Here is a 17501-nt window from a genome sequence, read left to right on the forward strand (position 1 = left end):
TTTCCTAACGCAGTTTCAGCGTTGCCAGTCCAAACAGCACCAGTACCACGGTGATAATCCAGAAACGGACAATCACCCGCGGTTCAGGCCAACCTTTCAATTCATAGTGATGATGTATCGGCGCCATGCGAAATATCCGTCTACCGGTGAGCTTGAATGAAGCCACCTGCAAAATGACCGATACCGTTTCAAGGACAAAAATGCCGCCCATGATGAAAAACACGATTTCATGGCGCGTAATAACAGCCACAGTGCCCAACGCCGCACCCAGTGCCAAAGCCCCCACATCACCCATGAAAACCTGAGCGGGATAGGTGTTAAACCACAGAAAGCCGAGCCCAGCGCCCGCCAGCGCGCCGCAAAATACAATCAGCTCTCCGGCGCCTGCGATGTAAGGAATATGCAGATAATCCGCGAATTTAAAGTGGCCCGTTACATAGGCGATAATGGCCAGCGCCCCTCCAACCATCACCGAGGGCAGAATGGCCAATCCGTCCAAACCGTCTGTCAGGTTCACTGCATTACTGGAGCCGACGATCACAAAGTAAGTCAACACAACAAACAGTGCGCCAAGCTCCAGTGATACATCCTTGAAGAAAGGAATGAACAACTGGGTATGGGCCGGCTCCGACGCCAGCGTATACAGGTAAAGTGCGGCCGCAAGTCCGCCGACCGATTGCCAGAAATATTTCCAGCGGGCTGGCAGTCCACGAGGATTGCGTTCAATCACCTTGCGATAGTCGTCAACCCAGCCGACCGCGCCAAAGATCAGCGTTACCCCCAGTACCGTCCACACATATGGGTTAGACAGATCTGACCAGAGCAAGGTACTGATAGCAATGGCCACAAGAATCAAGGCACCGCCCATGGTGGGCGTGCCTGATTTACTGAAATGGCTTTCCGGTCCGTCGCTGCGTACGGCCTGACCAATCTGGTGATAATTCAGCCGCCGAATCATGATCGGCCCAACCAGCAACGATATCGCCAGCGCGGTCAACACACCGAGAATGCCGCGGAATGTGAGGTACTGAAATACCGCAAAACCACTGACGTGTTGCGACAGGTAATCAGCCAATAGCATTAACATGTTGTTATTCCCCCAGCTACCTGAGAGTTGGCAACCGTCTTCACTACATCATCCATTCCCGAAGACCGGGAACCCTTCACCAAGACCGCATCGCCACTTTCAATTATATTTATCAGCGCAGCAGCCAAGGCCGCTCTATCTGGAAAATGCAAGCCATGCGGCACCACGGCTTCAGTGGCGTGCTTGGCGTGCTCACCGCAGGTAAATAACAGATCAATACCGGACTCCACGGCATAGCGGCCAACCTCATCGTGCAGCGCATCGCTGTCTGCACCCAGTTCTGCCATATCACCGAGCACGAGTATTTTCCGACCCTGACACTGAGAAAGCACATCGATGGCTGCTTTTACCGACGCGGGATTCGCGTTGTAACTATCATCAATCAACAAACCCCAGGGTTGCGCCGAGGGATAAAGGCGACCCGGCACTGGGGACAAACCAGCCAGCCCAGCGGCGATGTCCGCCATAGTTGCCCCCAAGCTCATCGCCGCGGCACTCGCAAGTAGCGCATTCATTACCATCGCTTCGCCGAGTAGAGGCATATGAACATCGGCCTGCTCACCATGCGCATGCAACACAAATTCGCAACCTTTTGCACCGGTTCTTATGGCAGATGCATAAACATCGGCGGTCGTGCTGCACAAGCTTACTGTCACTACCCGACCCGCCGAGGTGGAATCCTGCCATTGCTGCGCAAAGCGATCATCAGCGTTAATAACCGCGGTTCCGTGAGGCGGTAATGCCGTGTAAATCTCACCTTTGGTCTTCGCGACAGCCTCGATGCTGCCAAAGCCTTCAAGGTGGGCCGGCGCCGCCAATGTAATCAATGCGACTTCAGGTTGCGCGTACTGACACAGGTAGTGAATATCACCCGGCTTGGCCGCCCCCATTTCAATAACAGCAAGCTGGTGCTCAGGGGCAATTTCAAGGAGCGTTTTTGGTACGCCGATTTCGTTATTCAGGTTACCTCTGGTGGCAAGTACCGAAACCTTCTGTCGCAAAATCGTCGCCAGAATTTCTTTACAACTGGTCTTGCCACAACTCCCTGTCAATGCGGCAACCCGGCCACCAGCACGCACAAAACGCTGGCGGTTCAAGGCGGCAATCTGGGCAAGCGCTACCAGACTGTCTTTGACACAGAGCTGAGGCAGGTCGATATCACTCGGCGACTCAACAACGGCTGCGACCGCACCCTGCTGCGCCACTGCGTTAACAAACTGGTGGCCGTCGAAATTCTCACCTCGCAAAGCCACAAACAGATCACCGGCAGCAATATTGCGCGAATCAGTACTAACGTTTTCCACCGTGCCGTCAAAAACCCCATCGGCACCGATAGCGTGAGCGATTTCCTGTAAAGGCAATGGAGCCATCATGTCCGCTGCCTCCGGGTAAGGGCCAATCGCGCGCACTGCACATCACTAAACGGCAGTCGCCGTCCGGCTGACTCCTGATAGTCTTCGTGTCCTTTACCTGCAATCAACACCAGGTCACCTGCCTGGGCTGAAGCAATAGCGAACTCAATCGCCCGCTTTCTGTCCGCATCTTGGAGAATCGGGGGCTGACTCAAACCGGCACGGATATCGGAAAGTATGGTGTCTGGAGATTCACTGCGCGGATTGTCGCTGGTGATCACGATGCGATCGGCTAACTGCTCAGCAACGGCAGCCATCAAAGGACGCTTACTGCGATCACGGTCACCGCCGCAACCAAACACACACCAAAGTTTGCCGCTACAATGGGGCCGCAAACTCCAGAGCACCTGCTCCAGTGCATCCGGTGTATGCGCGTAGTCAATTACTACTTGTACGCTATCTACCGGCGGCAGCCTCTCCAGACGACCGGGCACGGCTTGCAAGCTGGAAACGCCCGCGGCGATAGCCTTTAAAGAGATGCCTTCACAGCCGAGGACGGCAACGACAGCCAGAATATTTTTCAGGTTGACTACACCGCATAAGCCCGAGTTCAATGTGAACTCCCCCCACGGTGTCACAATACGCGCCTCAATGCCTTTACTGTGATAACGGATGTCTAACGCCCGTATATCCGCGCTTCCGCCCAGCCCGAAACTGACAACATTAACGCTTGTGGGAATTCGCTCGCGCAACCGCTTACTGAAACTATCATCGCGATTCAGTACGGCATTTTTTAGTCCGGGTAGGGCAAACAGACGGGATTTAGCCTCACCATAAGCCTCCATGGTGCCGTGGTAATCAAGGTGATCCTGAGTCAGGTTGGTGAATACTGCCGTGCTGAACTGAATGGCTGCTACCCGGTGCTGCACCAAGCCATGAGATGAAACTTCCATCGCCGCCCACTGCGCACCCGCATCACGCCACTGGGCAAGTGTGCTCTGGGTGCTGATCGCATCCGGCGTGGTATTGCTCGCGCCCTGCAACTGCCCAACGCGGCCAGCACCGAGGGTACCGATAACGCCACACGGTTTACCCATGCTTTCCAGCACCTGAGCGATGTAGTGGGTAACGCTTGATTTCCCATTGGTACCTGTGACCCCAATAACACGCATCGACTGCGAAGGGTTGGCATAAAAACGGCCGGCGATGTCGCTGACTTTTTCGGATAGATCCGCCACCGGGATAACCGGTAAGGACCAGCGCGTCGCATCACAGGGCGCCTCGGCAATGATCGCCGCCGCTCCTTTCGACACTGCTTTATCGATAAAATCGCGACCGTCGAGTTTGTGGCCGGCTAGAGCAACAAACACATCGCCAGGCTGAACACGTCGGCTGTCCAGCGCTAGGCCGGTAACCGGGATCGCAGCCTGATCCGCGCTAACCGCGTCAAGCAAATCGCCTAGAACCGTCGTTGTCTGCCCCATCAGTGCTTCCATTTCACGCTGAACCCGGTTTCTTTTTTGCCGCTTTATCTGCAATCACTTCGTCAACCGCGTCCGGCGCTATATTCAACAGACGCATTGCCTCTCCGGTAACTCGAGAAAATACGGGTGCTGCGGCTTCGCCGCCGTAGTAGCGACCACTGCCGGGCTCATCAATCGTCACGACCGTCACCACTCGCGGCCGAGAAGCCGGCGCCATACCAACAAACAATGACAGGTAGCGATCATCCGCGTAGCCGCCGTCAACGATCTTATGCACCGTGCCGGTCTTGCCAGCCACACGATAGGCATCGATATGGGCGCGCGTTCCTGTGCCCCCAGGACGAATAACCGACTCGAGCATCTGAGTTACGGAACGTGCAATCTCCTCATTCATTACCCGCTGCTCACCACCCTTGCGCCCCTGCTGAATCAGGCTGACCGGACGCAACACACCGCCACTGGCAAGCACGCCGTAGGCTTGAGCGAGCTGCAAAGTCGTAACAGACAATCCGTAGCCGAACGCAAAGTTTGCTCGTTCGATCGGCAGCCATTTTGGATGATTGGGAAGAATGCCATTGCTTTCTCCGGGAAAGCCCGTGCCTGTAGAACGCCCCAACCCAATGCGCTGAAACACATCCCAGACCCACTGTTCGTTCAACGCCAGCGACAATTTGCTGATACCCACCTGACTGGATTTTTTAAGCATCTGCTCCAGACTCAAAGTACCGTAGTTAACCGGATCAACCAGTGTTTTTGAGCCAATACGTATATGTCCGGGGTTGGTATCAATCACCGAATCGGCTGAGAATTTACCACTTTCAAGTGCCGCCACAACCGTAAAAGGCTTAACCGTTGAGCCAGGCTCAAACATGTCAGTCATGGCGCGATTGCGCATGGCAGCAAGTTTCATTTCAATGCGGTTATTGGGGTTAAAGCCCGGCTGATTGACCATCGCCAGTACTTCACCGCTGTCGCTGTCGAGCATGACCAACGTTCCCGCTTTGGCGCGGCTGCGTTGCAATGCTGCCTTCAATTCCTTGTATGCAAGATACTGCAGCCGAAGATCGATGGTCAGTTGCAAATCGTTACCCGGCTGCGCTGGTTTTCCTTCATCCAGATCACGCACGAAATTGCCGTATAAATCTTTGAGAACGCGCTTGCTGCCCGGTGTGCCCCGCAACCAATCGTTGTACGCGAGCTCCAGCCCTTCCTGCCCCTCATCGTCGATGTTGGTAAAGCCCACTAGATGGGAGACCACTTCGCCAGCTGGATAGTAACGACGGTATTCGCGCTGCATGTAAACGCCGGGAATTGAAGCCGACAATACACGTTCAGCAGCAGCCGGTGACATATGTCGCCGCAAATAGACAAAACGGCGCGACGATAGGCTGCTGATTTTCTTATTGAGAGAAGCCGAATCCAACTCAAGCAAACGCGCCAGCTCTGGCACTCGCCCCATTGCCTGGATCAATTCCTTTGGGTCTGCCCAGATTGAGGCCACCGGAGTACTTACCGCTAGCGGCTCACCGTGGCGATCAACGATCATGCCGCGATGTGCAGGAATACTTTCGCTGCGGATGGTTCGGGCGTTACCCTGCCCCTGCAAAAACTCACGACCTCGATCGGCATCCAGAATCTGCAGATTCAGGGTTCGCCACACCAATAAAATCGCAAGCGACAGCAAACCCAGCGCCATCACCATAAAGCGCCAGATGGGAACAAGCTGTACTGTTTGCTTAGTCCTCTTTGGCATTCACTTTCACCAACTGCAGTGCTTCATTTACCGGTGGCGTCATCATCAAACGCTCACTGGCCAATCGTTCAACTCGGTCGTGGGCTGCCCAGGTACTGTGCTCGAGCAGCAGGCGCCCCCAATCTTCATCTAGCCGGTAGGCTTCTTTTTGCAATAACTGCCATTCATTAAACAGTTGGCGCGACTGATGGGAGCTGTACACGACAGACAGTGCTGACAAAACGATCAGCATTATCAGCCCCGCAACAAACCCCTGTTTAGCCACTCGCAACCCCTTTTGAGTAATTACTATCGTTTTTCCGCCACGCGCATAACGGCACTGCGCGCGCGTGGATTCTGCGCCAACTCGTCAGCCCCCGGCTTGATCGCCTTGCCCAAGAGCTTTAACCGGCGATTGCTAATCGCACTGTCCTGCACCGGAATGTAGGAAGGCGGCTCATCACCCCGGCTTTCTCGTCGCATAAACTGTTTGACCATGCGGTCTTCCAGCGAGTGAAAACTGATGACCACTAACCGCCCTCCGGGCGCTAGGCAATCCACCGCCTTGCTTAGTGCGACTTCCAGGTCGCGCAATTCATCATTAACGGCGATCCGAATAGCCTGAAAGGCTCGGGTTGCCGGGTGTTTATGTTTTTCCCACGCGGGATTGGCCTCAGTAACGATTTTCGCCAATTGCAAAGTGCGTGTAATTGGATGCTCTTCGCGCGCGGCAACAATGGCCCCGGCAATACGTTTGGCAAAGCGCTCTTCACCGTATTCCTTCAGAACGCGTACCAATTCCGCCTTTTCTACCCCGGCCAACCACTGAGCGGCACTCTGGCCCGCATCAGGGTTCATCCGCATATCCAGGTCGCCATCGCGGCTGAAACTGAAGCCGCGCTCGGCATCGTCCAACTGCGGCGAAGACACGCCAAGGTCCAGCAAAATGCCATCTGCCGCGGTCACCCCGTGATCGGCAAGCGCATGGTCCAGTTCAGCGAAGGAACCCCGATACAAAAGCAGGCGACCATCGGCCGCCTGCAGTGTCTGCCCCGCCGCTATGGCGGCGGGGTCTTTGTCGATAGCAAGTAACCTGCCACCCTCACCGAGCACACCAAGGATTGCCTGACTGTGCCCGCCGCGACCAAATGTTCCATCAATGTAGAAACCCGCACTGTCGCTCACCAAAGCCTCCACGGCCTCTTTTAGCAATACGGTCACATGCTCGCTCATCGCCCCAACCTACAATGACAGGGCGTTAACGGCATCAGGTACATCACCCTCTGGATCATCTTCATCTACCCAACTGTTCCAGAGCGCCTCACTCCATAATTCCAGTTTGTTGTTCTGCCCAACCAACATCAGTTTCTTTTCAAGCTGCGCGTAATCGCGCAAGGTTTGCGGCAACAGCACTCGGCCATTGCCGTCAAGCTCCAGAGGCTGGGCATACCCGAGCACCAGACGCTGAATTCGTCTGGCTTTGGCGTTCATATTCGGAAGCGCAGCAATTTTTTCTTTGAGCTCAGCCCATTCCTGCTCGGGATAAACCAGGACACAGCGATCTTCGGTATGTGCGGTCACCACAATGCGGCCGCCACAGGATTCCACAAGGGCGTCACGAATCTTGGCCGGAATGGCCAGACGCCCCTTTGAATCCATCGTGACATTGTTGCTGCCGGTGAACACGTTTCCCCACTCCTATGGAGTTATTAACCACTTATTCCCACTAAAATCCACTTTTTACCACTTTTGCACACTATAGGGACGACGCGAGAGGAGTGTCAAGCTAAACGGAGGGAAAATGCTTTTATTTCTCAAGAAGTTGCGGTAAAAATGCAGGTAACGGTTTACATCTTGCAAAGCAGCCCCACCTCATTCTCGACCAAAATCAAGCCGATGCGCGAGACACTTAAGGTAAAGTCTTAAGAATAGGCGTAGCCGCCCTGCTGAGAGCGGTAATGGGGAGTTACTGACGGGAAATAAAAATGAGTCGGTCTGTAAGCCGGGTTCTGTCGAGGACAGTCATTCATCTAGAGTCAGTGTCACCACTGACTTCAAGCAGCCTACCCGAATCCACTGCGGGCCGCAGCGATGGATTCCTATTTGGCCTTGCTCCGAGCGGGGTTTACCATCGCCACGCCTGTTACCAGCCGCGCGGTGCGCTCTTACCGCACCTTTTCACCCTTACCAGACTACCGGGAAGCAGTCTGGCGGTATCCTTTCTGTTGCACTTTCCGTAGGCTCTCGCCCCCCAGGAGTTACCTGGCACTCTGCCCTATGGAGCCCGGACTTTCCTCCCCCTGCGTAAAACAGGCGGCGACTGCCCGACCGACTCAGGTGTAAGAATATACAGTATCCAGTTTGAGCGCAAGCCCTCTATGCTAGGCCGCATAACAATATTTCAAGAGGCTCATCATGGTCACCAACACCGCGCAAAACGCAACCACCACGCTTAATATTGGCATGCTGGGCGCCGCCCGCATTGGTTACTTCGGCCTTATCCAACCTGCTAAATCGCTACCCCATATCAAGGTGCACGCCATTGCCGCCCGCGATCCAGAGCGCGCTCGCCAGTACGCAAAGAAACATGGCATAGCAGTGGTCCACGAAACCTACGAGGCGCTACTTGACGATCCGGCTATCGACGCTATCTACAACCCGCTGCCCAATGCCCTGCACTGCCAATGGACAATTCGGGCGTTGGACGCCGGCAAGCACGTGCTGTGCGAAAAACCCATTGCCAGCAATGCCGACGAAGTCAGGCAAATGACCGCCGCTGCACACCGCAACCAACGCGTACTGATGGAAGCCTTTCACTATCGCTACCACCCGCTCGCAGAACGAATGTGCGAACGTGTGAAAGCTTTAGGTCGTATTGAGCACATTGACGTTGGTATGTGCTTTCCCCTGCCAATGCTTAACGACATACGTTTCAACTATGCCCTGGGCGGCGGCGCCACCATGGATGTCGGAGCCTATACCTGCAATATCGCCCGTCTGCTGGCCAGCGCCAGTGATGATCCAGCGCTAAAAGTACTGCCCAAGGTTGTGCGCGCCGAAGCGAAACTGCTGCGCGAAAATGTCGACCGCGCCATGCGGGTAGAGTTTGAATGGGGTAACGGCACCACCGGTGTCATCGAAAACTCCCTTCTGTCTCGGCGCCTGTTTCGCATAAGTGCCAAGGTCCGCGGCAGCAAGGGTGAGCTATATGTTCTCAACCCCGTAGCCCCGCAGATATATCACCAACTGAAAACCACCATCGACGGAAAAACCACCCGTGAAAAGGTAAGCGGTGCTGCCAGCTACACGGGACAACTTAAACGGTTTGCCGAACGCATTGCCTCAGGGGAGACCCAGAGCGACCTGTCCGACGCCCTGGAAAACATGACCTTTATCGATTCAATCTATCGCGCGGCCGGTATGCCGCTGCGCGGTGCTCAGTCTGACTGAAGAGAAAGGCCGGCCTGATAGAGAAGATTCTTTTTCAAGCCGGTGATTTTGGCAGCCAGTTGGGCCGCCTGTTTTAGCGGTAAGTCTGCCATCAGAATCTGCAGCACTCGGGCAGCCTCAGCATCCAACGCCTGCTCTTGGGCGGGTGCACCCTGCACCAGCACCACGCATTCTCCCCGCTGCTGGTTGGCATCAGCGGCTATCCAATCGGCCAACTCAGCCAACGGCGCCCGACGAATGGTTTCATGCATCTTGGTCAGTTCCCGGGCCAGCACAGCCATTCGCTCAGCACCAAACACCTCAGCCATGGCGCGGACAGAGTCCAGCACGCGATGAGGAGCCTCATAAAAGATCAATGTGCGGGTCTCATCTTGCAAGCTCTGGAGCTGCTGCAGCCGCGCCTGAGCTTTTGAGGAAAGAAACCCCTCAAAGCAGAAGCGATCTGAAGGCAACCCCCCTGCACTCAGCGCAGCGATAGCCGCACAGGCGCCAGGCACCGGCACAACCGAATAGCCTTCCCGGTGCGCTGCATCAACAATACGGTAACCCGGATCAGAAATTAGGGGAGTACCGGCGTCCGAGATCAACGCCACGCTTTCGCCACCTCCAAGCACAGAGAGAATCCGGCTCACAACCCGCTCGTCGCTATGGTCGTGGTAGGGAAGCATCGGTACATCAATATCGAAATGTGTGAGCAGGGGCTTGCTGTGACGCATATCTTCGGCCGCAATCAAGGCTACCGATTGTAGGACGTCCACCGCTCGCGGTACCATATCCAGTCGATTGCCAATGGGCGTTGGCACAATATAAAGCACGGGCGCCGCCATCCTGCTCTCCAGACTTGCGCGGGAAAAAATTTGCGCAGGCAGACTAACAGCGACATAAAAGACATGACAAGCATTAATCGACTCACAGCCCTTGTTCTGGTGCTACTGCTCGCAGCCTGTAGCGGCGCACCAACGACCGACACCGCCAAACCCAAACGCCAGGTCGACGCCAGCATCCCCGCAGACCTCAGCCCACGGGAACAGGTAAATCTGTGGCTGGAGCGTGCCGCAGCGACCGACGAGATACCGCAGAAACAGGATTACCAGCTCAAAGCTGCGGAACTGCTGCTAAGAGAGCTGCAATTACCGCTAGCAGAAGAACTCCTGGCGACGATCGATGCCTCTGTACTGCCAGCAGAATTGCGGGTTCAGTACGCGTCCCTTTACGCCCGCATCCTGCGCAACCAGGGAAAATTCCAGGAAGCCCTGTCAATCCTAAACGAACCAAAACTGCAGGATATGGTATTGCTGTCAGATCTGCCCCGCCAGCTTCAGGTAAGCCAGCTGCGTGCGTCGCTCTATGCGATGGAAGGCATGCACCTGGCGGCGGCACAGGAGCGCATATACATTGATGCACTGTTGACGGAAGAGCAGCAGGCAGTCAACCGCGAGGGCATCTGGCATTCACTGAGTTACGTGCCAACCCGCGAGCTCCTCGAAAGCCACCAGAACGCCAGCAACAGGGATTTCCTCGGCTGGGTGGAACTCGCCTCCATCGCCAAGGACAATCAGGGCGACATCGACACCCAGGTACGACAACTCAACGCGTGGTTGCGACGCTGGCCAAATCACCCAGCCGCCGGTGCGCTGCCTGGCGGGCTCGCCAACCTCAGCGATATGGCCGCAGAAAAACCCCAGCAGATAGCCCTGATCCTACCCTTTTCCGGGCAACTGGCGCCGCTAGGGAAAGCCATTCGCGACGGTTTCATGGCCACCTACTATCAAACCCGTTCGCGCGGCAACCCGACACCCAATATCAAAGCCTACGATTGTGCCGACGGCGACCAGATACACCTTTTGTATCAGCAGGCTGTACAGGATGGTGCCCAGCTGGTCATCGGCCCGCTGCGCAAAGAGGTTGTCGATGCCCTGCGCACTCAGGTGCAGCACTTCGAGGTTCCCGTTTTAGCACTCAACCGGGTGGCCGACGATCAGGGAGCCAACAACTTTTATCAATTTGCCCTCGCTCCCGAGGACGAAGCCATTCAGGTTGCCCGAATCGCCACCAGTGAAGGTTTTCAGCGCGCGATGATTCTCACCCCCGACAGCGAGTGGGGGCTTAACGTCGCTCAGGCCTTCAGTGCCGAATGGCAAGCGCAGGGCGGACGGGTTATTGCTCAGGCAGCCTTCAACGCCAAAGCCAACAACTACTCCCAGATTATCAAGGACGCCATGCAGCTGGATCGCAGCGAAAAGCGCGCCCAAAAGCTGACCTGGTTAATCGGCAATAACATCGAATTTCAACCGCGCCGCCGCAGTGATCTTGACTTCATCTTCCTCGTGGCGCGGCCACAGGAAGCCTACGCCATCAAACCTCTGCTCGCCTTCCACTATGCGGGGGACATTCCGGTCTACGCGACCTCCCATATTTACAACGGCATCCCTTCACCGTCCAGAGACCGTGATATCGACGGCGTAAAGTTCGTCGATTCGCCCTGGTCGCTGAACAACGAAACAGCCGAAAAGAAAGCGATTCTTAAAGAGCTGCCTCACAGCCGACACTACCAGCGCATGTATGCGCTGGGTGTCGACGCCTACCGACTCTATCCCCGCTTGCAGCAAATGGCGCAGCTCGACAGCAGCAAAGTCTACGGGGCAACAGGCAGCCTGCAGCTCAACAATGCCGGACAGGTGGAACGCCAGCTCCTCTTAGCCGTTTTTGAAGACGGCCTGGCCAAGAACATACCGCTAACGGACAGCACACTGGATAAGGATATCCATGATCAAACGCCCAAGCCTCTTCAAGGCAAGCAGCCCTACGCAGACCGGCAAACACCTGGAACAGCAGGCCGCACAATGGCTGATGGCCCGGAAAGTCCGGATTATCAGCCGCAATTTTCGCAGCCGCTTCGGCGAAATTGACCTTATTGGCTATCATCGGCAGGAGCTTGTCTTTTTCGAAGTCCGTTTCCGCAGGCATCAACACTACGGTGGTGCTGCGATGTCGGTAGACCGCCGCAAGCAACAGCGTCTGCTTAAAACGGCGCAGTTTTACCTCACCGCCAACCCGGATGCACAAACAAAACCCTGCCGCTTTGACGTGCTGGCTATAACACTCGACAATAGCCAGCTGGAATATACTTGGTATAAAGCCGCTTTCACCGCGACGGATATTTACCCCGATGCTTTCTGAACACGTAGCCGACATTTTTCACCGTCATATTGACGCCTCCATGCGCTGTATCGAAGCGACTACAGACAGCATTACAGAAGCCGCCGAAACAATGGTCGGCTGTATGCTTCAAGAAGGTAAAGTCTTCTGCTGTGGCGACGCCAGTAACGCCCTGCAGGCTCACTACCTCGCCAGCAATCTACTGAATCGCTTCCAGTACGAACGCCCTGCCCTACCGGCGATCAATCTCGCCAGCGACGCAATCACCATCGGTGGTATCACCGGCGACGCCGCTTACGGGGAAACCTACTCCCGCCAGATTCTCGCACTGGGGCAACCCGGCGACATCGCGTTCGTGTGCTATCAGGGCAACGGCTCAGCCGCCGTAGTGAAAGCCGTGCAGGCAGCCCACGAACGGGAGATGACGGTGATTGCCCTGTGCAACAGCGAGGGCAATGAGGCGAACGCCCTGCTGACAACCCACGACATCGAAATCTGCATACCCCACGATAACCGGGCACGCATAACAGAGTTACATATTCTCGCCATAAACTGTCTGTGCGAGCTTATAGACCTGCAACTTTTTGGAGCTGAGGCATAACGTGCGCAACAAAACCCTGCAAATATTACTAATATCTACCCTCACGCTGGGCAGCGGCTGCAGCTCGATTATCAGTGCTACAAGCGATGGACCGATTAAGGAAAAGCCCGGTGAGCGGACGTTAGGCGCCGCGATTGACGACCAGATCATAGAAACCAAAGCCCTGGTCAATATTCGCGCCGCCCACCCGGACCTGGAAAATGCCCGGGTTGACGCGGTGAGTTATAACGGGATTTTGCTACTTGTTGGCCAGGTACCCACCGAAGCTTCACGCAAGCTGGCCGCCGAAACCGCCGCCCACATCAAACGCGTGCGTCGAGTTCACAATGAGCTGGTCGTAACGGGCAAGATATCCTTTCTAGCACGCAGCAACGATTCCTGGCTAAGCACCAAGGTCAAAAGCAAACTCGCCCTGAGCGACAAAATCGATTCCGGCCGGATTCAGGTGGTAACCGAGAACGGCGTGGTCTACCTACTAGGAATTGTTAGTGCAAGCGAAGCAGAAATCGCCACCGAACTGGTTCGACAGACCAACGGGGTACAACGGGTAGTAAGGGTATTTGAGTATCTGTGAATCAGTGGCACCTGCGCGCCGCCAATAATGACCAAGGGCTAGGCGCGCCAGGTGATCATCACGCGACTTGGCGACCTTATACTACTTGACGACTTTCAGGCTGGGCCGCTTGGGCTCTGATGCATCATTGGATTCCGTCGAGCCGCCATCATCGCCACCGGGCGGAGGAGAATCCTCGGCTTCAAACATCATACCTTGACCGTTTTCACGGGCGTATATCGCTAATACCGCATCTATCGGCACCCAGACGTCCTGGGCAACGCCGCCAAAACGACCGCCAAAGCTGACGAAGTCGCTGTCGATCTGCAGATCGACAACGGCGGTTTCAGACACATTCAGAACGATCTGTCCGTCCTGGACATAGGCCTGAGGCACAACCACCCCTTCACTGCGAGCATTAACCAGCAGATAAGGCGTACAAGAATTATCCAGAATCCATTCATAGATCGCCCGTATCATATACGGGCGGCTGGAGGACATAGACATATCAGACAAGCTTATTGAACTGCGCTGGCGCCAGCCATTTCCCGCTCTTGCTCTGACAGGCTTTCCTTGAACGACGGACGCTCGAACAAGCGCTCCATATAGGCCAGCAACGGTTTGGTCTGCTTGGTGTTAGGGATCTCAATGCCCATCAGCGGCAAACGCCACAGAATCGAGGCCAGGCAGCAGTCTACCAAGGTAAACTCGTCACTCATGAAAAAGGGCTTCTCGGCAAACAGTGGCGATATGGCCAGCAGGTTGTCCTTGAGTTCCTTGCGTGCTTTATCCAGCGACTTTTGCTGACCACCGGCAAGAATCTGATCTGCCAGTGAGCACCAGTCACGTTCAATGCGGTAGATGTACTGACGGCTCTCTCCGCGCGCCACGGGATAAACCGGCAGCAAGGGCGGATGAGGAAAGCGCTCATCCAGGTACTCCATCATAACCTTGGACTCATAGAGCGCCAGGTCACGGTCTACCAATGTCGGCAGGCTGTTGTAGGGGTTGATGTCGGCAATTTCCTGGGGGAGATTGCCTGGGTCGACCTGAACGACGTCGACGGTCACCCCTTTTTCACACAGAACGATGCGCACCCGATGGCTGTAGTGGCTGCTCGGGTCAGAAAAAAAAGTCATGGTTGATCGCTTGGCGACAATCCCCATTTATCGTTCCTCAATTACAAAAATTAAAGCATCAGCGACGACCGCTTAAGCGGTCGCCAACATTCGTCGTGCAATCAGTGCACGTCTTTCCAGTATTCGCGGTTCAGCAGGAAGGCGAACACAAAAAACAGTGCGATAAAGAGTAACACATATACACCCAGATGCTTGCGCTCTGCTTGCATGGGCTCACCGATATACTCCAGGAAATTCACCAGGTCATATACCGCTTTATCAAACTCAGCCGGGGTCAATTGCCCCTCCTGCACCAGCGTATAACTGCCACAGGGATTCAGTGCATTGCCTTGGGCATCAAACAGCACATCCTCACCGGTGAGCTTGTCGCGCAGAATACCGCCATTGTCGTCTTTAACTGGCCCAGGCGCACAGGTTTGCAAACCTTGCAGGCTTTCCAGCACATGCGGCATACCCACGTCCGGGAATACGCGGTTGTTCACACCATAGGGGCGGCTGTCATCTTCATAGAAATTACGCAGGTAAGTGTACAACCACTGCGGGTTACGCGAGCGCGCCACCAGCGTCAGATCGGGCGGCGCTGCGCCAAAAAACTGCTTGCCGTCAGCCTCCGACATTGCCGTTGCCATCAAATCACCAATCAGGTGACCTGAACTGAACTTCAGGTTGTTTTCAAACATTTCAACCGGGATACCCAGATCGTCAGCGGTGCGCTTGTAACGGGCATACTGCAGACCGTGACACCCCATGCAGTAGTTCATGTATACCTGCGCGCCACTTTGCAGTGACGCTTTATCGGTTACATCAAACTCAACCTGATCACAGGGGATGGTTCCACAATCGTAAGCGCTTTCGGCGCCTACAGCTTTGATCGGGATGATCGCCAGCCCCATGATCAGGATAAAGGCACCAACAGATCGCCAGAAACCCATACCGCCATTCATGGTAACGCGCTCTGGCACAGGCTTGGTCTTTTCAATGCTCGTCCAGATCGGCATACCCAGGAAAAACAGGAAGTAGATCACCGAACAGATTTGCGCCAGCAGTGTGCGCCCTTCAGTCGGCGCCTTCACACCCAGGTAACCCAGGATGATGAAAGAAGACGCAAACAACACCAGCGCCACTTTACTGAACATACCCTTGTAGCGAATCGATTTCACCGGGCTGCGATCGAGCCAGGGCAGCACAAACAGAATGGCCACCGACGCCGCAAAGGCGATAAAGCCCAGCAACTTGTCTGGAACGGCGCGCAGTACGGAGTAGAACGGCGTGAAGTACCAAACTGGCGCAATGTGCTCAGGGGTCTTCAAGCTGTTGGCAATCTCGAAGTTGGCGTACTCAATAAAGAATCCACCCATTTCCGGCATAAAGAAAATGATCGAGCAGAAGATGAACAGGAAGACCGCAACCGCCTGCAGGTCATGGACCGTGTAGTACGGGTGGAAAGCAACACCGTCTAATGGCTTGCCATTGGAATCCTTGTTCTTCTTGATCTCAACGCCGTCCGGGTTGTTGGAACCCACTTCGTGCAGAGCCAGCAAGTGCAATACCACCAGCGCCAGCAGTACGATCGGCAGGGCCACCACATGCAGAGCGAAGAAGCGATTCAGCGTGATACCAGAGATCAGGTAGTCACCGCGCACCCACTGTACGATATCTTCACCCACCACTGGAATTGCACCAAACAGCGAGATAATGACCTGGGCACCCCAGTAAGACATCTGCCCCCAGGGCAATACATACCCCACGAAGGCTTCTGCCATCAGTACCACGAAGATGAGCATACCGAACACCCACACCAACTCGCGCGGCTTCTTGTAAGAGCCGTAGAGCAGACCGCGGAACATGTGCAGATACACCACCACGAAGAACGCAGATGCGCCTGTCGAGTGCATGTAACGAATGATCCAGCCGAAGTCGACATCACGCATGATGTATTCGACCGAGCGGAAGGCTTCTTCTGATGAGGGGGTATAGCTCATGGTGAGCCAGATGCCAGTCAGCAGCTGGTTAACGAGCACCAACAGCGACAACACACCAAAGAAATACCAGAAGTTGAAGTTTTTTGGTGCGTAGTACTGACCCATATGGGTGTTCCAGGCACGCATGATCGGCAGGCGATCGTCAACCCAGTCACGCAGACCAATAAGCATGTTAATCATTTACGCCGCCTCCTGATCTACGCCGATAACCAATACGTTGTCGCTTTCATAGCTGTAGGGCGGCACCACCAGGTTGTCAGAGGCGGGAACACCCTTATAGACGCGACCAGCGAGGTCAAACTTGGAACCGTGACAGGGGCAGAAAAAGCCGCCCTGCCAAGCATCGCCACCAAGGTCGGCAGCGCCAACTTCAAAACGTTTTTTGGGCGCACAGCCCAGGTGGGTACAAAGACCGACCAGCACCAGAATCTCTGGCTTGATTGAACGCGCCTGCGGGTCAACATAAGCAGGTTGCTGAGCGGGATTCGCCGATTGCGGATCTTTGAGCAAATCATCAACCTTGTCGAGACCTGCCACCTGCTCATCAGTACGGCGCATCACATAGACAGGTTTACCACGCCATTCCTTGACGACCATCTGCCCAGGTTCAAGCTTACTGATATCAACCTTAACGGGCGCACCGGCCGCCTCGGCCTTGGCGCTGGGATTCCAGGAACCCACAAACGGAACTGCAACGCCAACAACGCCTGCCGCGCCCACTACCGATGTAGCGGCGGTCAGGAAGCGTCGGCGCCCCGTATTTACTCCGTCATTACTCATGACGTTTCCCCCATTACTCAGAAAAGTCCAGGATGATTCAGGGATGGGAAAGGCAAACCTGAGTCAGAATTCAAATGGGGGCAAATAGTAAAGAAATTGCCCCCGAGTGACAAGGCGAATCTCCCTCCACCCGGCGTCTGCAGCGCGGCAAGGCGCAAAAAAAACGCCCTGCGAAATAGCTC

17 protein-coding genes and 1 other RNA gene are annotated in these 17501 nt (G+C 55.2%); 5 read left to right on the forward strand and 13 right to left on the reverse strand.

Annotation, left to right across the window (positions count from 1 at the left end; all coding sequences use genetic code 11):
* Window positions 1-4: 4 nt before the first annotated feature.
* The 8 genes from mraY to rnpB all read right to left on the reverse strand — a co-directional run bounded on the left by mraY (window position 5) and on the right by rnpB (window position 7991).
* Window positions 5-1087 (reverse strand): phospho-N-acetylmuramoyl-pentapeptide-transferase, encoded by a 1083-nt coding sequence (gene mraY / locus AC222A_RS03115; protein ID WP_372783141.1) that lies wholly within the window; start codon window positions 1085-1087, stop codon window positions 5-7.
* Window positions 1081-2460, reverse strand: a complete 1380-nt coding sequence (locus AC222A_RS03120) for a UDP-N-acetylmuramoyl-tripeptide--D-alanyl-D-alanine ligase (protein ID WP_372750281.1) — start codon at window positions 2458-2460, stop codon at window positions 1081-1083. The genes mraY and AC222A_RS03120 overlap by 7 nt, the downstream gene beginning before the upstream one ends.
* Complete coding sequence (locus AC222A_RS03125; RefSeq protein WP_486774625.1) at window positions 2457-3923, reverse strand: UDP-N-acetylmuramoyl-L-alanyl-D-glutamate--2,6-diaminopimelate ligase; 1467 nt, start codon at window positions 3921-3923, stop codon at window positions 2457-2459. The genes AC222A_RS03120 and AC222A_RS03125 overlap by 4 nt, the downstream gene beginning before the upstream one ends.
* Window positions 3924-3936: 13 nt before the next feature.
* Entirely contained in the window at window positions 3937-5676 is a 1740-nt protein-coding gene (locus AC222A_RS03130; protein WP_372764774.1) for a peptidoglycan D,D-transpeptidase FtsI family protein, read from the reverse strand.
* Window positions 5660-5941, reverse strand: a complete 282-nt coding sequence (ftsL, locus tag AC222A_RS03135) for a cell division protein FtsL (protein ID WP_372749500.1) — start codon at window positions 5939-5941, stop codon at window positions 5660-5662. The genes AC222A_RS03130 and ftsL overlap by 17 nt, the downstream gene beginning before the upstream one ends.
* Before the next feature lie 23 nt (window positions 5942-5964).
* On the reverse strand, window positions 5965-6888 hold the full coding sequence (gene rsmH, locus AC222A_RS03140) for a 16S rRNA (cytosine(1402)-N(4))-methyltransferase RsmH (protein ID WP_372749501.1): 924 nt from the start codon (window positions 6886-6888) through the stop codon (window positions 5965-5967).
* A gap of 9 nt (window positions 6889-6897) precedes the next feature.
* Window positions 6898-7341 carry a division/cell wall cluster transcriptional repressor MraZ gene (gene mraZ / locus AC222A_RS03145; protein WP_372749502.1) on the reverse strand — a complete coding sequence of 148 codons (444 nt, stop codon included), beginning with the start codon at window positions 7339-7341 and terminating at the stop codon, window positions 6898-6900.
* 296 nt (window positions 7342-7637) lie between these two features.
* Window positions 7638-7991: RNase P RNA component class A (gene rnpB, locus AC222A_RS03150), an RNA gene on the reverse strand.
* 79 nt (window positions 7992-8070) lie between these two features.
* On the opposite strand from rnpB, the gene AC222A_RS03155 reads away from it, so the two are divergent.
* Window positions 8071-9105, forward strand: a complete 1035-nt coding sequence (locus AC222A_RS03155; protein WP_486774626.1) for a Gfo/Idh/MocA family protein — start codon at window positions 8071-8073, stop codon at window positions 9103-9105.
* Here AC222A_RS03155 and rsmI read toward each other — a convergent pair.
* On the reverse strand, window positions 9093-9932 hold the full coding sequence (rsmI, locus tag AC222A_RS03160; RefSeq protein WP_372758470.1) for a 16S rRNA (cytidine(1402)-2'-O)-methyltransferase: 840 nt from the start codon (window positions 9930-9932) through the stop codon (window positions 9093-9095). The genes AC222A_RS03155 and rsmI overlap by 13 nt on opposite strands.
* Window positions 9933-9995: 63 nt before the next feature.
* Here rsmI and AC222A_RS03165 point away from each other — a divergent pair, with 63 nt between their 5' ends.
* Genes AC222A_RS03165 through AC222A_RS03180 form a run of 4 tightly spaced genes read left to right on the forward strand, consistent with a single transcriptional unit; the run spans window position 9996 to window position 13439 of the window.
* Entirely contained in the window at window positions 9996-12014 is a 2019-nt protein-coding gene (locus AC222A_RS03165; RefSeq protein ID WP_486774627.1) for a penicillin-binding protein activator, read from the forward strand.
* A complete protein-coding gene (locus AC222A_RS03170) occupies window positions 11956-12285 on the forward strand; it encodes a YraN family protein (protein ID WP_372749255.1) in 330 nt (109 codons plus the stop codon). Before AC222A_RS03165 ends, AC222A_RS03170 begins: the two co-directional genes overlap by 59 nt.
* Window positions 12275-12865, forward strand: coding sequence for an SIS domain-containing protein (locus AC222A_RS03175; protein ID WP_372749256.1), 591 nt, complete (start codon window positions 12275-12277; stop codon window positions 12863-12865). Before AC222A_RS03170 ends, AC222A_RS03175 begins: the two co-directional genes overlap by 11 nt.
* A gap of 1 nt (window position 12866) precedes the next feature.
* Window positions 12867-13439: a BON domain-containing protein gene (locus AC222A_RS03180; protein ID WP_372749257.1), complete on the forward strand. Its 573-nt coding sequence runs from the start codon at window positions 12867-12869 to the stop codon at window positions 13437-13439.
* A gap of 81 nt (window positions 13440-13520) precedes the next feature.
* Here the strand turns inward: AC222A_RS03180 and AC222A_RS03185 are convergent, their stop codons facing one another.
* The 4 genes from AC222A_RS03185 to petA all read right to left on the reverse strand — a co-directional run bounded on the left by AC222A_RS03185 (window position 13521) and on the right by petA (window position 17319).
* On the reverse strand, window positions 13521-13919 hold the full coding sequence (locus AC222A_RS03185; RefSeq protein ID WP_372749258.1) for a ClpXP protease specificity-enhancing factor: 399 nt from the start codon (window positions 13917-13919) through the stop codon (window positions 13521-13523).
* A 17-nt stretch (window positions 13920-13936) separates the two neighbouring features.
* Complete coding sequence (gene sspA / locus AC222A_RS03190) at window positions 13937-14584, reverse strand: stringent starvation protein SspA (RefSeq protein WP_372749259.1); 648 nt, start codon at window positions 14582-14584, stop codon at window positions 13937-13939.
* Between the two features lie 74 nt (window positions 14585-14658).
* On the reverse strand, window positions 14659-16719 hold the full coding sequence (locus AC222A_RS03195) for a ubiquinol-cytochrome c reductase (RefSeq protein WP_372763927.1): 2061 nt from the start codon (window positions 16717-16719) through the stop codon (window positions 14659-14661).
* The gene (petA, locus tag AC222A_RS03200; protein WP_372759144.1) at window positions 16720-17319 is read right to left on the reverse strand and encodes a ubiquinol-cytochrome c reductase iron-sulfur subunit; all 600 of its coding nucleotides are present in this window, start codon (window positions 17317-17319) and stop codon (window positions 16720-16722) included. It abuts the gene before it with no gap.
* Between the last annotated feature and the right edge of the window lie 182 nt (window positions 17320-17501).

Source organism: Litorivivens sp. (genome assembly GCF_057445395.1).

What these genes read in the sequence shown, in the direction of transcription:
- mraY (WP_372783141.1), bottom strand. Translation starts at nt 1,087, where the DNA reads ATGTTAATGCTATTGGCTGATTACCTGTCGCAACACGTCAGTGGTTTT.
- AC222A_RS03120 (WP_372750281.1), bottom strand. Translation starts at nt 2,460, where the DNA reads ATGATGGCTCCATTGCCTTTACAGGAAATCGCTCACGCTATCGGTGCC.
- AC222A_RS03125 (WP_486774625.1), bottom strand. Translation starts at nt 3,923, where the DNA reads ATGGGGCAGACAACGACGGTTCTAGGCGATTTGCTTGACGCGGTTAGC.
- AC222A_RS03130 (WP_372764774.1), bottom strand. Translation starts at nt 5,676, where the DNA reads ATGCCAAAGAGGACTAAGCAAACAGTACAGCTTGTTCCCATCTGGCGC.
- rsmH (WP_372749501.1), bottom strand. Translation starts at nt 6,888, where the DNA reads ATGAGCGAGCATGTGACCGTATTGCTAAAAGAGGCCGTGGAGGCTTTG.
- AC222A_RS03155 (WP_486774626.1), top strand. Translation starts at nt 8,071, where the DNA reads ATGGTCACCAACACCGCGCAAAACGCAACCACCACGCTTAATATTGGC.
- rsmI (WP_372758470.1), bottom strand. Translation starts at nt 9,932, where the DNA reads ATGGCGGCGCCCGTGCTTTATATTGTGCCAACGCCCATTGGCAATCGA.
- AC222A_RS03165 (WP_486774627.1), top strand. Translation starts at nt 9,996, where the DNA reads ATGACAAGCATTAATCGACTCACAGCCCTTGTTCTGGTGCTACTGCTC.
- AC222A_RS03170 (WP_372749255.1), top strand. Translation starts at nt 11,956, where the DNA reads ATGGCCCGGAAAGTCCGGATTATCAGCCGCAATTTTCGCAGCCGCTTC.
- AC222A_RS03175 (WP_372749256.1), top strand. Translation starts at nt 12,275, where the DNA reads ATGCTTTCTGAACACGTAGCCGACATTTTTCACCGTCATATTGACGCC.
- AC222A_RS03185 (WP_372749258.1), bottom strand. Translation starts at nt 13,919, where the DNA reads ATGTCCTCCAGCCGCCCGTATATGATACGGGCGATCTATGAATGGATT.
- sspA (WP_372749259.1), bottom strand. Translation starts at nt 14,584, where the DNA reads ATGGGGATTGTCGCCAAGCGATCAACCATGACTTTTTTTTCTGACCCG.
- AC222A_RS03195 (WP_372763927.1), bottom strand. Translation starts at nt 16,719, where the DNA reads ATGATTAACATGCTTATTGGTCTGCGTGACTGGGTTGACGATCGCCTG.
- petA (WP_372759144.1), bottom strand. Translation starts at nt 17,319, where the DNA reads ATGAGTAATGACGGAGTAAATACGGGGCGCCGACGCTTCCTGACCGCC.